Origin of the sequence: Embleya sp. NPDC005575 (assembly GCF_040605455.1) — a bacterium.
Lineage (GTDB): Bacteria > Actinomycetota > Actinomycetes > Streptomycetales > Streptomycetaceae > Embleya.
This window is the reverse complement of sequence record NZ_JBEXCV010000011.1, coordinates 36,125-48,336: the sequence shown is the minus strand read 5'-3', so window position 1 is coordinate 48,336 and position 12,212 is coordinate 36,125. Positions and strand designations below refer to the sequence as shown.

The following is a 12,212-nucleotide window of genomic DNA, read 5'->3' as shown; positions in this document are numbered from 1 at the left end:
TATATCGCCGCGCCGCGCACCCGTGACCTGCCCGGGATGTCCCACTTGCGGCGGAGCCGGACCGGGGGACCGGGCCCGGTCCGGCAAACCGGCCCTAGACCTCCGCGGCGGCCAGCTGACCGCACGCGCCGTCGATGTCCCGGCCCCGGGTGTCCCGGACGGTGACCGGCACGCCGTGCTTGGTCAGCAGGCGGACGAACTCCTCCTGGCGTTCGGCCGTCGACGCGGTCCACTTCGACCCCGGGGTGGGGTTGAGCGGGATCAGGTTGACGTGCGCGTTGTGGTTCTTGAGCCGGCGTCCGAGCAGGTCGGCCCGCCAGCCGTGGTCGTTGATGTCCTTGATCAGCGCGTACTCGATGGACACCCGTCGGCCGGTGACACCCTCGTAGTGCCACGCGGCGTCCAGCACCTCGCGCACGTCCCAGCGCGTGTTGACCGGCACGAGCGTGTTGCGCAGGTCGTCGTCCGGCGCGTGCAGGGACAGCGCCAGGGTGACCGGGACGCGTTCGTCGGCGAGCTTGTACATCGCCGGGACCAGGCCGACCGTCGACATGGTCACCGAGCGGGCGGAGATGCCCAGCCCGTCCGGACCCGCGTCGGTCAGCCGACGCACGGCGCCGACCACCGCCTTGTAGTTGGCGAGCGGCTCGCCCATGCCCATGAAGACGATGTTGCTGACCCGGCCGGGGCCGCCGGGCACCTCGCCGCGGGCGAGCGCCCGCGCGCCGGCGAGCACCTGCTCGACGATCTCGCCGGTGGACAGGTTGCGGGTCAGGCCCGCCTGGCCGGTGGCGCAGAACGGGCAGTTCATTCCGCAGCCCGCCTGTGAGGACACGCACATGGTGACCCGGTCGGGGTAGCGCATCAGCACAGCTTCGACGAGGGTGCCGTCGAAGAGCTTCCACAACGACTTGCGGGTCGCACCGTCGTCGCACGAGATGTCCCGCACGGACGTCATCAGTGCGGGCAGTAGCGCCTCGGCGAGTTTGGCCCGCGACGCGGCGGGCATGTCGGTCCACTGCTCGGGATCGTTCGAGAGGTGACCGAAGTAGTGCTTGGACAGTTGGGCCGCACGAAACGGCTTCTCGCCCAACTCGGCCACGGCCTCGCGGCGCTCGGCGGGGGTGAGGTCGGCAAGGTGGCGCGGCGGCTTCGAACGACGCGGCGGCGCGGTGAAGGTGAGTTCTCCTGGTTTGGGCATGGCTCGTCCAGTGTCGCAGGTGTACGGGCGGGGCCGGACGGGGGCGTGTGCTCGGGCCTCGCGGACCCGACGGGGTCTGAAAACACGCCCCCGGCCCCGCTCTCGTACACACGTGGCCTGTCCGGTTGCTTTGCCGGATCAGGTCCGGGTCATACGAATGCGGCGAGCAGCAGCCACACCACGGGAGCGGCGGCCAGCAGCGAGTCGAGTCGGTCCATCAGGCCGCCGTGACCGGGCAGCAGGCTGCCCATGTCCTTGACCTTGAGGTCCCGCTTGATCATCGATTCGGCCAGGTCCCCGAGCGCGGACACCGCCGCGGCGGCGACGCCCACCAAGGCGCCCTGCCACCATGTGCCGTCGAGCATGGTCGTCACGCAGACCGCGCCCGCGACGGCGGCCAGGAACACACCACCGGCGAAGCCTTCCCAGCTCTTGCCGGGGCTGATCTTCGGCGCCATCTTGTGCGGACCGCCGGAGGTGACCCCGGCCGCGTAGGCACCCGTGTCCGCACAGACCACCAGGATGATGAAGGTCAACACCCGCTGCGGGCCGTCGTCGTCGGCGAGCATGAGGACCGCGAACCCGGCCAGGAACGGCAGGTAGAAGACGGTGAACACGCCTGCCGTCATGTCCCGCAGGAAGTCCTCGGGACCCTCGGTCATCCGCCAGATCATCACCGCGATCGCAGTGAGCGCGGTCGCGATCGCCAGCCCCTGCGCACCGCGCGCGTAGCCGGCGACGAGCATCGCCACCGAGCCGACCGCGAGCGGTACCAGCGGAATTCGGATGCCGCGCCCGACGGTGGCGCCCTGTGCGGTCCGACCGGACGCGTCGGCGACCGCCTCGGCCCGACCGAACGCACCGGCCAGCTCCCACAGTCCGACCAGGACCGCGAGCAGCACGACGCCGACGAACAGCACCGGCAGGGTCAGCAACGAGGCGACGATGACCCCGCCGAGCCCGGCCCCGACGCCGATCGCCTGTGGCAGGTTGCGGCCGGCCTTGCCGACCGGTTTGGCAGGCGGCTCCTCGGTCATCACGAGCCCCTCACGCCGGGGCTCGGGGAGAGCCACGTCCACACGAGCGGCCTCCTCGCGCGACGGACCCGAGCGGGGTTCCGGTTCGTCGCCCGAGTCGTGACCCGCAATCGGTGACAGCACCTGCGTGTGGTCATCCTGTGTCTGTACCCCGACGCCGGCGGGAAATCGCTGCTGCGCACGAGTGGCGCCGTCTCCATGGCCGCCGGACCGGGCCGCGTCGTAGTGGGCCTGATCGTGAGCCGTCGGTGCGCCCGAGACCTGCTCCGGCCACGCGCCGTACGACCCGTACGGGTCGTGGCCAGGCGGCAGATCGGGGTGCGCTCCCGCGGGCGGATCGGCCGGCGGCGTACCGCCCCAGGTCGAGTCGTCCATCAGACTTCGAGCAGCTCGGCTTCCTTGTGCTTCAGCAACTCGTCGATCTGCGCGACATACTTGTGGGTCGTGTCGTCGAGTTCCTTCTCGGCGCGACGCACCTCGTCCTCGCCGGTCTCGCCGTCCTTGACCAGCTTGTCGAGCGCTTCCTTCGCCTTGCGGCGGATCGCCCGCAACGAGATCTTCGCGTCCTCGCCCTTGCTCCGCGCCAGCTTGATGAACTCCTTGCGGCGTTCCTCGGTCAGCTGCGGGAAGACCACGCGGATGAGCTTGCCGTCGTCGGTGGGATTGACCCCGAGGTCCGAGTCGCGAATCGCCTTGACGATCGCGTTCGTCGAGCCGCGGTCGAACGGGGTCACGATGACCATGCGCGGCTCGGGCGTGGTGAACGACGCGAGCTGGTTCACCGGAGTGGGCGAGCCGTAGTAGTCCACGAGGATCTTGTTGAACATGGCCGGGGTGGCCCGGCCCGTGCGGATCGCCGCGAAGTCTTCCTTGGCGACCACGACGGCCTTCTCCATCTTTTCCTCGGCCTCGAGGAGAATCTCGTCGATCATGTCGGCTCCTGTCCCGGTCCTGTCGCCGTCGATCAGCCGTCGGTACGGCTGACCAGGGTGCCGATCTTCTCACCCCGCACGGCGCGGGCGATGTTGCCCTCGACGAGCAGGTTGAAGACGACGATCGGCAGTTCGTTGTCCATGCACAGGCTGATCGCGGTGGCGTCCGCGACCTTGAGCCCGCGGGCGAGCACCTCGGCGTGATCCAGACGATCGAACATGACTGCGTCCGGGTTGGACTTCGGGTCGCAGTCGTACACGCCGTCGACACCCTTGGCCATGAGCAACGCGACCGCGTCGATCTCGAGGGCACGCTGGGCGGCCGTGGTGTCGGTGGAGAAGTAGGGCATGCCCATGCCCGCCCCGAAGATGACCACGCGACCCTTTTCCAGGTGTCGCACGGCGCGGCGCGGGATGTACGGCTCGGCGACCTGGCCCATCGTGATGGCGGTCTGCACGCGGGTGTCGATGCCCTGCTTCTCCAGGAAGTCCTGGAGCGCGAGGCAGTTCATCACGGTGCCGAGCATGCCCATGTAGTCCGAGCGCGCGCGGTCCATGCCACGGATCTGCAACTCGGCGCCGCGGAAGAAGTTGCCGCCGCCGATGACGATGGCGACCTGCGTGCCGCGGCGGACCACGTCGGCGATCTGGAGCGCGATGGTCTGCACGGTGTCGGGGTCGACGCCCAGGGCCCCGCCGCCCGCGAACGCCTCGCCGGAGAGTTTGAGCAACACCCGGCGCGCGTAGGGGTTCGGCTCGTCGCCCCCGGCGGACGACGAGGAGGCCGCCTTCGTTTCGGTTTCCTGCACGGTTCCCTCCACGCCTTGCGGCCTCCTCGCCATACTGCTGTTCACTTCGTTCATGCCTACTGCATGCCCCGACTGCGTTCGTGTCTAAATCAGGGCGGTGGTGCGACGGGCGGATCAGACGCCGACGCGGAAGCGGGTGAAGCGCTTGACCTTGACGCCGGCCTCGCCCAGGACCTTGCCCACGGACTTCTTGCTGTCCTTGGCGAACGCCTGGTCGAGCAGCACGTTCTCCTTGAAGAAGCCGGTCACCCGGCCCTCGACGATCTTGGCGAGGGCAGCCTCGGGCTTGCCCTCCTCGCGCGCGGTGGCCTCGGCCACGCGACGCTCGTTCTCGACCGTCTCGGCCGGCACGTCCTCGCGGTTCAGCACGGTCGGCGAGAACGCGGCGATGTGCTGGGCGACGTCCTTGGCGACCTCGGCGTTGGCGCCGTCCAGCTCGATCAGCACGCCGATCTGCGCGGGCAGGTCGGGGCTGGTCTTGTGCAGGTACGCGGCGACGAAGCCGTCGGCGTACTGCGCGAAGCGGTCCAGCACGATCTTCTCGCCGAGCGTGACGTTGGCGTCGTCCACGTACTGCTGGACGGTCTTGCCGGCCTCGATCTCGCTCGCGAGCAGCGCGGCGATGTCGGCGGGCGCGGTCTTGGCGACGTGGGCGGCGATCGCCTCGGCGGCCTCGATGAACTTCGGGCTCTTTGCCACGAAGTCGGTTTCGCACTTGAGCTCGACCAGGACGCCGGACGCGTTGCCGTCGAGCAGCGCGACGACCGCACCATTGGAGGCCGAGCGGCCCTCGCGCTTGGTGACGCCCTTCTGGCCCTTGACGCGAAGGATCTCGACAGCCTTGTCGACGTCACCTTCGGCCTCTTCGAGGGCCTTCTTGCAGTCCATCATGCCTGCGGCGGTGAGCTCGCGGAGCTTCTTCACGTCCGCGGCGGAGAAGTTCGCCATGTCCTGATTCTCTCGTCTCTCGGGTCAGCGGCCCGGTTGCGCCGAGCGACTGCGGGTGAGGCTGTCGTCCCACCCGATGAAGGTCAAGGGGCTGTGCGGTATTCCGACACATACGGGGACGTACGCGGTACGCACGCACCGTGATCGGGTCCCGGCACAGGGCGAGGGGTACGCCGGCTGGGCCGTCGTACCCCTCGATCCAGGGTCAGACCTGCGGGTCGGCCTCGGCGGCAGGGGCCTCGGCGGCCGGCGCCTCGGTGGCCTCGGTGGCCTCGGTGGCCTCGGTGGCCTCGGTGGCCGGAGCAGCCTCGGTGGCCTCGGCCTCGACATCGGCCTCGGTGACCGAGCCGGACTCGACGACCTCTTCGGCGGCGGGGGCGGCCTCGGCCGGAGCGGCCTCTTCCTTCTTGCCGGCCTCGAGCAGCTCGCGCTCCCAGTCGGCGAGGGGCTCGCCGGCGGTGGCCTTGGTGTCGGCGGCGGCGCCACCGGCACGCGACATGAGACCGTCGGCGACCGCGTCGGCGATCACGCGGGTGAGCAGCGTGACCGAGCGGATCGCGTCGTCGTTGCCCGGGATCTTGTAGTCGACCTCGTCGGGGTCACAGTTGGTGTCGAGGATCGCGACGACCGGGATGTGCAGCTTCCGGGCCTCGCCGACGCCGATGTGCTCCTTCTTGGTGTCCACGATCCACACGGCCGAAGGCACGCGCTGCATGTCGCGGATGCCGCCGAGGGTCTTCGCCAGCTTGTCCTTCTCGCGCTTGAGGACGAGCAGTTCCTTCTTCGTCATGCCCGAGCCGGCCACGTCGTCGAAGTCGAGCTGCTCAAGCTCCTTCAGGCGCTGGAGGCGCTTGTAGACCGTCGAGAAGTTGGTCAGCATGCCGCCGAGCCAGCGCTGGTTGACGTAGGGCATGCCCACGCGCGTCGCCTGCTCGGCGATCGCTTCCTGCGCCTGCTTCTTGGTGCCGACGAAGAGGATCGTGCCACCGTGGGCGACGGTCTCCTTGACGAACTCGTAGGCGCGGTCGATGTACGACAGCGACTGGAGCAGGTCGATGATGTAGATGCCGTTGCGCTCCGTGAAGATGAAGCGCTTCATCTTCGGGTTCCAGCGGCGGGTCTGGTGACCGAAGTGGACGCCGCTTTCCAGCAGCTCCCGCATCGTGACGACGGCCATGGCCGTACGCTCCTTGGGTTCTCGTCCCGGCGATCGTGCCCGGGACTCTCGGTTGTGTCGTGACGACGGGTCGCCGCCACGCCTGACGCCCGCGACACCACGCCGAGGTCCTTGCGGATTCCCGGACCGAGAGGTGTCCCATCGAGTCCCGCTCTGTGGCGTCTCGCCATGCGGGACGTCAGCGGCTCGAAGGTGGGCGCGCGAAGTCGACCCGGAAGGCCGGGCCGCTCCGGGAAGTGTACGGGAACCGCGCACGGCCGAGCGACTCGCCTTCCGGCCGGCATTTTTTGGCCCTTGGCGTGGAAAAAGTCGTCCACACGCGATAGATGGCCATTTATCCACAACGGGGCCTGTGTCCACAGCCGGGCTCACGCCGGCCCGCGCCACGGTCGTGGGTGGTCAACCTGAGTGCATGAACGTATCGAAGCGGGGCCGACGGCCGATCGTGCCGGTTCTGTTGTTGCTCGCGGCCGCGTTGTCGATGGCCGGGCCGTCGGCCGCGCCCGGTGCGGTGCGCGCCGCCGCGCAGCCCCGACGATGGGTGTGGCCGCTGGACCCGCGCCCCGCGGTGCTGCGCGGGTTCGAGGCGCCGAAGACGGCGTGGTCACCGGGGCATCGCGGGGTGGATCTCGCGGCACGGGTGGGACAACCGGTGCGGGCGGCGGGCGCGGGAGTGGTGGTGTTCGCCGGGTCGGTGGCCGGACGGGGAGTGGTCAGCGTGCGGCACGGCGTCGTGCGCACGACGTATGAGCCGGTGCTCGCGTCGGTGTCGGCCGGGCGCGTGGTCGCGGCGGGCGAGCCGCTCGGGGAGCTGGCTGCGGGGCCGTTCCATCTGAGCGAGCCGTGCCTGCACTGGGGGTTGTTGGTGCCTGGGTATCGGAATCCGCTCACGTTGTTGCGCCGCGTGCGGGTGCGGTTGTACCCGAACGATCCCGGCTATCCGACCCGGGCGACGCCACCCAGTACCAGGGCCGGCGTGGCCGCCTCGACCGCGCCGGGGTCGGCGCCGCACTCGATCCGGCGGACCGCCGCGTCGACCATGCCCTGGACCAGCGTCGCCACCAGCATCGGGTCCCGGTGGCCCAGCGCGGCCAGTGCGTCCACCACCAGTTCGACGATGCGCCCGTGGGCGGCCCGGATGCGTTCGCGGGCGTTCGCGTCCAGTTCGCCGGTGGAGATCGCGACCACCACACGATGACGGCGATCACCGACCAGTTCCAACTGTCGGGCCACGTAGGCCGCGATCTTCTGCGCCGGATCCTCGGTCGCGCCCATCGCGTCCTCGACCTCGGCCACCCACGCGGGCAGGTCCACCGCACACAGTTCCTCGACCACGGCCGCGCGCGAGGCGAAGTACTCGTAGAGCGAGGAGCGGGCCAGCCCGGTGCGTTCGGCGAGCGCTGGGAAGGTCAGCGCGGCGAAACCGCCCTCGTCGAGCAGGCTCCGCGCGGCGTCGAGCAGCGCGGCGTGCTGCATCGCGCGGTGTTCGGCGACGGAGGACGCTCGAATCTTGGGCATCCCCTCACTGTACGACGTCACTGTGGGCGACATCGGGATGCTTGTGCGATTCGCCGCCGTGCGCCCGTCGCCATCCGCCCGACCGGTCGGGACCGCCCGGGTCGGGGTCAGCCGCCGGAGTGGTCCAGCTCCGCGTCGACCGGGGGCAGCGCACACTCGGGGTCGTCCAGCCAACCTTCGGGCAGGACCACCCGCTTGCCGCCGGCGGTGCGACCGCGCGGGCCGTCGGCGCAGATCGGCCACGGCTGGTCCAGGTCGAGCTGCCCGAACCAGTCGTCGAGTTCGGCCAGGCTGCTCGCGGTGGCCAGGCCGCGTCGGATGGTGCCGCCGACCGAGAAGCCCTTCAGGTACCACGCGACGTGCTTGCGCAGGTCGGTCACGCCGTGCGCCTCGTCGCCGATCCACTCGGCGAGCAGCACCGCGTGCCGGCGCATGATCGCGGTGGCCTCGCCCAGCGTCGGTCGGGCCCGGTCGGCGCTGCCCTCGAACGCGGACACCAGGTCGCGGAACAACCACGGGCGGCCCAGGCAGCCGCGGCCGACCACGACGCCGTCGCAGCCGGTCTCGCGCATCATCCGCAACGCGTCCTCGGCGTCCCAGATGTCGCCGTTGCCCAGCACCGGGATGTCGGTGACGACCTCCTTGAGCCGGGCGATGGCCGACCAGTCGGCGGTGCCGCCGTAGTGCTGCTCGGCGGTGCGGCCGTGCAGGGCGACCCACGTGACGCCCTCGTCCACGGCGATCCGGCCCGCGTCGAGGTAGGTCAGGTGGTCGTCGTCGATGCCCTTGCGCATCTTGATGGTGACCGGCACGCCGCGGGCGTTCTTGACCGCCGAGCGCAGGATGTCGCGCAGCAGGTTGCGTTTGTAGGGCAGTGCCGAGCCGCCGCCCTTGCGGGTGACCTTGGGCACCGGGCAGCCGAAGTTGAGGTCGATGTGGTCGGCCAGGTCCTCGTCCACGATCATCGCCACGGCGCGGCCGACGATGTCCGGGTCGACGCCGTAGAGCTGGATGCTGCGCGGGCGCTCGGTCTCGGCGAAACGGATCAGGCGCAGCGTCTTGGCGTCCCGCTCCACCAGTGCGCGGGTGGTGATCATCTCGCTGACGTACAACCCGGCGGGTCGTGCCGTGGTGGCCGCCTCGGCCTGTTCCTGGCACAACGTGCGAAACGGCGCGTTGGTGATACCGGCCATCGGGGCCAGCACCACCGGTGGCCGGATCTGCGCGCCGCCCGCGGCGCCCAGGCGCAGCGGCGCCCACGGGCTGCCGGTCGCGTCGGGGGTGGGTGCGTCGGCGGGTGCCATGGACGGTGCTCCAGGAGGGTGCGGGGACGGAACCGATCCATTGTCCCCCACCGGGAAAAGCGCCTTCCGGGAATAAGCGGATGCCTGGTGTCGCCCGGTCCTGACACCATCGCCGGCATGACCATGGATTCTCCGGACTCCCCGGATTCGCGGACGGCGACCGACGAGCCGGGTGGCGGGTTCGCCGCCGAGCCGCGCGACGTCGCGTCACTCATCCTGCGGGCCCGGCGGAAACCCCGGGTGAAGTACGCCTTCTTCTGGGGTCATCGGGAGCCGCGCGAGGGGGTCGACTCGGGTTGTCTGAGTCAGTGGTATCCATCGCCGTTCACGGTGGACGAAGTGACGTATCGCACGGCCGAGCACTGGATGATGGCGGGCAAGGCGCGGATGTTCGGCGACGCGGACGCGGAGCGGCGGGTGTTGGCCGCAGGTCACCCCAAGACCGCCAAGACGATCGGTCGGCAGGTACGCGGCTTCGACGAGCGGCGCTGGGTGGACGAGCGGTTCGAGTTGATCGTGCGCGGCAACGTGGCCAAGTTCGGGCAGCACCCGGCGATGGGCGCGTTCCTGCTGGGCACCGGGCAGCGGGTGCTGGTCGAGGCCAGTCCGCTGGACCGGATCTGGGGCATCGGGCTGGCCGCGGACGACGAGCGGGCCGGCGACCCCGAGCAGTGGCGCGGGTCGAACCTGCTGGGATTCGCGCTGATGGAGACCCGGGCTCGACTGGCCGCCTCGACCGACGGGGCCGGTGGTTCGGGACCTGCCGGGTCGGGCCGATGAACTAACCTCCGCACCATGAGTGCCTTCCCGCCCCCGCAGCCCCCGAACGGGCCCGGCTACGGCCACGGGCAACAGCCGTACGGACACCCGAACAACGGTCCGCAGCCCTACGGGCAACACCAGCCCTACGGGCAACCGGCCTACGGACAACAGCAGCAGCCGTACGGTCAGCCGTACCCGCAGCAGTACGGCCAGGGGTACGGCGCACCGCCGCCTCCGCCGCCGAGGCGGCCGAAGTGGCTGGTGCCGGCGGCCGCGGTGGTCGCGCTCGCGGTGGTCGGCGGCGGGGCGTTCTTCTTCGTGTCCCGAGACGACGGCGACGACAAGAAGCCGGCCGCGAACTCCTCGCCGAACCCGGCGAACAACGGCGGCTCGTTGCCCGACCCGCAGGGCTCGTCCGGCGCACCCGTCGACGAGCCGAAGGGGTTCCAGTCCGCGCCGCCGCCGAACACGACCGACATCGACGCGCTATCCACCGACAAGCTGGCCTTCACCACGGACTACTTCTTCAAGGAGACGGCCGAGTTCGACGGGCGCAGCGGCGCCAAGTACCGGCAGTTGGCCGCCGACGGCACCGCGGCTGCGGACTGCTCGAAGGCGGTCACCGCGACCGGCTCGGCGCTCGCCCAGAACGGCTGCGTGGGCGTGCTGCGCGGGTCCTACAAGGACTCCGCCGGCAAGTTCGTGGCGACCCTGTCGGTGATCTCGGTGCCGGACAAGCCCGCGGCACAGGCGCTGCGCAAGGCGCTGGATCCGATTCCGTTCGCGACGTCGCCGACCGGGTGGCTCAAGCCTCCCGCGTCGAGCGGGATCACCTTCAAGGACGGCTCCGAGCACATCGCGGTCTCCACCTCGACCGGGCACTACGTGCTGGTGATCGACATCGGCCGGGCCGACGGCGCACCGCTCAAGGGTCAGGGCGAGGAGGTCTCCAAGGCGGCGGGCACCGTCGTCGGCGACCTGAGCTTCCGGATGACCGACCGGATCGTGGCGGGCATCTTCAAGATGGGTTAGCCGCGCGGCGGCCGACGGCCGTCCGCGACGCACGTGAGGGGCGCCGTCCATGACGGCGCCCCTCACGCTGTGTACCCGGCCTACGGCCGGCTCCGGGTCAGCAGCCCGGCAGCCGCGCCGCGAGATAGCCCACGACCTGGTCGAGCGACACCCGCTCCTGCTGCATGGTGTCGCGTGAGCGCACGGTCACCGCGTCGTCCTCGAGCGTGTCGAAGTCGACGGTGATGCAGAACGGCGTGCCGATCTCGTCCTGGCGACGGTAGCGACGGCCGATCGCACCGGCGTCGTCGAAGTCGCAGTTCCAGTACTGGCGCAGGTCCGCGGCCAGCCCGCGGGCCTTGGGCGACAGGTCGGTGTTGCGCGACAGCGGCAGGATGGCCGCCTTGACCGGCGCCAGGCGCGGGTCAAGGCGCAGCACGGTGCGCTTTTCCAGCTTGCCCTTGGCGTTGGGCGCCTCGTCCTCGAAGTACGCGTCGAGCAGGAACGCGAGCATCGCCCGGTTCAGGCCCGCGGCGGGCTCGATGACGTACGGGAACCAGCGCTCGCCGGCGTCCTGGTCGAAGTACGACAGGTCGGTGCCGGACTTCTCCGAGTGGGTGCGCAGGTCGTAGTCCGTGCGGTTGGCGATGCCCTCCAACTCGGAGAACTCGGTGCCGCCGAAGTTGAAGCGGTACTCGATGTCGACCGTGCGCTTGGAGTAGTGCGACAACTTCTCCTTCGGGTGCTCGAAGAAGCGCATGTTGTCGGGGCTGAGGCCGAGACCGACGTACCAGTCCCAGCGCTGCTGCATCCAGTATTCCTGCCAGGTCTCGTCCTCACCCGGCTTGACGAAGAACTCCATCTCCATCTGCTCGAACTCGCGCGTGCGGAAGATGAAGTTGCCGGGGGTGATCTCGTTGCGGAAGCTCTTGCCGGTCTGGGCGATGCCGAACGGCGGCTTCTTGCGCGAGGTCTGCTCGACGGCCTTGTAGTTGACGAAGATGCCCTGGGCGGTCTCCGGGCGCAGGAACGCGCGGCCGGACTCGTCCTGGGTGGGGCCCAGGAAGGTCTGGAGCAGACCGTTGAACATCTTGGGCTCGGTGAAGGTGCCCTTGTTCCCACAGTTGGGACACGTGATGTCGGCGAGGCCGTTCTCCGGCAGCCGGCCGCGCTTGGCCTCGTACGCCTCTTCGAGGTGGTCGGCGCGGTAGCGCTTGTGGCACGAGGTGCACTCGGTCAGCGGGTCGACGAACGCCTCGACGTGACCGGACGCCTCCCACACCTCGCGGGCGAGGATGACCGAGGAGTCCAGACCGACGATGTCGTCACGCGAGGTGACCATCGTGCGCCACCACTGGCGCTTGATGTTCTCCTTGAGCTCCACGCCGAGGGGACCGTAGTCCCAGGCGGCCCGCTGGCCGCCGTAGATCTCACTACAGGGGTAAACGAAGCCTCGGCGCTTGCTCAGGCTGACGATGGTGTCGATCTTGTCGGCGGCCACAATGCTCTCTTC

11 protein-coding genes and 1 pseudogene are annotated in these 12,212 nt (G+C 70.0%); 3 read left to right on the top strand and 9 right to left on the bottom strand.

All coding sequences use genetic code 11. The annotated features are described in order from the left end of the window. Window positions 1-94 precede the first annotated feature (94 nt). The 6 genes from rlmN to rpsB all read right to left on the bottom strand — a co-directional run bounded on the left by rlmN (window position 95) and on the right by rpsB (window position 6,104). On the bottom strand, window positions 95-1,201 hold the full coding sequence (gene rlmN, locus ABZS54_RS06000; RefSeq protein WP_355531513.1) for a 23S rRNA (adenine(2503)-C(2))-methyltransferase RlmN: 1,107 nt from the start codon (window positions 1,199-1,201) through the stop codon (window positions 95-97). A 149-nt stretch (window positions 1,202-1,350) separates the two neighbouring features. Beyond that, on the bottom strand, window positions 1,351-2,613 hold the full coding sequence (locus tag ABZS54_RS05995; RefSeq protein WP_355531511.1) for a phosphatidate cytidylyltransferase: 1,263 nt from the start codon (window positions 2,611-2,613) through the stop codon (window positions 1,351-1,353). Next, complete coding sequence (gene frr, locus ABZS54_RS05990) at window positions 2,613-3,170, bottom strand: ribosome recycling factor (protein ID WP_020553146.1); 558 nt, start codon at window positions 3,168-3,170, stop codon at window positions 2,613-2,615. The genes ABZS54_RS05995 and frr overlap by 1 nt, the downstream gene beginning before the upstream one ends. Before the next feature lie 32 nt (window positions 3,171-3,202). Continuing rightward, window positions 3,203-3,991: a UMP kinase gene (gene pyrH / locus ABZS54_RS05985; protein WP_355531509.1), complete on the bottom strand. Its 789-nt coding sequence runs from the start codon at window positions 3,989-3,991 to the stop codon at window positions 3,203-3,205. A 102-nt stretch (window positions 3,992-4,093) separates the two neighbouring features. Continuing rightward, on the bottom strand, window positions 4,094-4,927 hold the full coding sequence (tsf, locus tag ABZS54_RS05980; RefSeq protein ID WP_355531507.1) for a translation elongation factor Ts: 834 nt from the start codon (window positions 4,925-4,927) through the stop codon (window positions 4,094-4,096). Between the two features lie 205 nt (window positions 4,928-5,132). After that, the gene (rpsB, locus tag ABZS54_RS05975) at window positions 5,133-6,104 is read right to left on the bottom strand and encodes a 30S ribosomal protein S2 (RefSeq protein WP_355531505.1); all 972 of its coding nucleotides are present in this window, start codon (window positions 6,102-6,104) and stop codon (window positions 5,133-5,135) included. Here rpsB and ABZS54_RS05970 point away from each other — a divergent pair. After that, window positions 6,103-6,957: pseudogene (locus ABZS54_RS05970) on the top strand (M23 family metallopeptidase); the annotation flags it as partial. The gene rpsB and the pseudogene ABZS54_RS05970 overlap by 2 nt on opposite strands. An 83-nt stretch (window positions 6,958-7,040) precedes the next feature. On the opposite strand, the gene ABZS54_RS05965 reads toward ABZS54_RS05970, so the two are convergent. Continuing rightward, the gene (locus tag ABZS54_RS05965; RefSeq protein WP_355531504.1) at window positions 7,041-7,622 is read right to left on the bottom strand and encodes a helix-turn-helix domain-containing protein; all 582 of its coding nucleotides are present in this window, start codon (window positions 7,620-7,622) and stop codon (window positions 7,041-7,043) included. A gap of 107 nt (window positions 7,623-7,729) precedes the next feature. Then, window positions 7,730-8,926 (bottom strand): tRNA dihydrouridine synthase DusB, encoded by a 1,197-nt coding sequence (gene dusB / locus ABZS54_RS05960; protein ID WP_355531502.1) that lies wholly within the window; start codon window positions 8,924-8,926, stop codon window positions 7,730-7,732. A 117-nt stretch (window positions 8,927-9,043) separates the two neighbouring features. Between dusB and ABZS54_RS05955 the strand changes: the two genes are divergently transcribed. Together ABZS54_RS05955 and ABZS54_RS05950 are read left to right on the top strand one after the other, a co-directional pair. Beyond that, complete coding sequence (locus tag ABZS54_RS05955; RefSeq protein ID WP_355531500.1) at window positions 9,044-9,706, top strand: NADAR family protein; 663 nt, start codon at window positions 9,044-9,046, stop codon at window positions 9,704-9,706. Between the two features lie 15 nt (window positions 9,707-9,721). Further along, the gene (locus ABZS54_RS05950; RefSeq protein ID WP_355531498.1) at window positions 9,722-10,720 is read left to right on the top strand and encodes a hypothetical protein; all 999 of its coding nucleotides are present in this window, start codon (window positions 9,722-9,724) and stop codon (window positions 10,718-10,720) included. A 97-nt stretch (window positions 10,721-10,817) separates the two neighbouring features. On the opposite strand, the gene ABZS54_RS05945 is transcribed toward ABZS54_RS05950, so the two are convergent. Next, window positions 10,818-12,200 carry a glycine--tRNA ligase gene (locus tag ABZS54_RS05945; RefSeq protein ID WP_020553155.1) on the bottom strand — a complete coding sequence of 461 codons (1,383 nt, stop codon included), beginning with the start codon at window positions 12,198-12,200 and terminating at the stop codon, window positions 10,818-10,820. Window positions 12,201-12,212: the final 12 nt, after the last annotated feature.

Excerpts from the sequence above, each read along its gene's own strand:
- dusB (WP_355531502.1), bottom strand. The coding sequence starts at position 8,926 with ATGGCACCCGCCGACGCACCCACCCCCGACGCGACCGGCAGCCCGTGG.
- rlmN (WP_355531513.1), bottom strand. The coding sequence starts at position 1,201 with ATGCCCAAACCAGGAGAACTCACCTTCACCGCGCCGCCGCGTCGTTCG.
- ABZS54_RS05955 (WP_355531500.1), top strand. The coding sequence starts at position 9,044 with ATGACCATGGATTCTCCGGACTCCCCGGATTCGCGGACGGCGACCGAC.
- ABZS54_RS05995 (WP_355531511.1), bottom strand. The coding sequence starts at position 2,613 with ATGGACGACTCGACCTGGGGCGGTACGCCGCCGGCCGATCCGCCCGCG.
- rpsB (WP_355531505.1), bottom strand. The coding sequence starts at position 6,104 with ATGGCCGTCGTCACGATGCGGGAGCTGCTGGAAAGCGGCGTCCACTTC.
- ABZS54_RS05965 (WP_355531504.1), bottom strand. The coding sequence starts at position 7,622 with ATGCCCAAGATTCGAGCGTCCTCCGTCGCCGAACACCGCGCGATGCAG.
- tsf (WP_355531507.1), bottom strand. The coding sequence starts at position 4,927 with ATGGCGAACTTCTCCGCCGCGGACGTGAAGAAGCTCCGCGAGCTCACC.
- ABZS54_RS05950 (WP_355531498.1), top strand. The coding sequence starts at position 9,722 with ATGAGTGCCTTCCCGCCCCCGCAGCCCCCGAACGGGCCCGGCTACGGC.
- frr (WP_020553146.1), bottom strand. The coding sequence starts at position 3,170 with ATGATCGACGAGATTCTCCTCGAGGCCGAGGAAAAGATGGAGAAGGCC.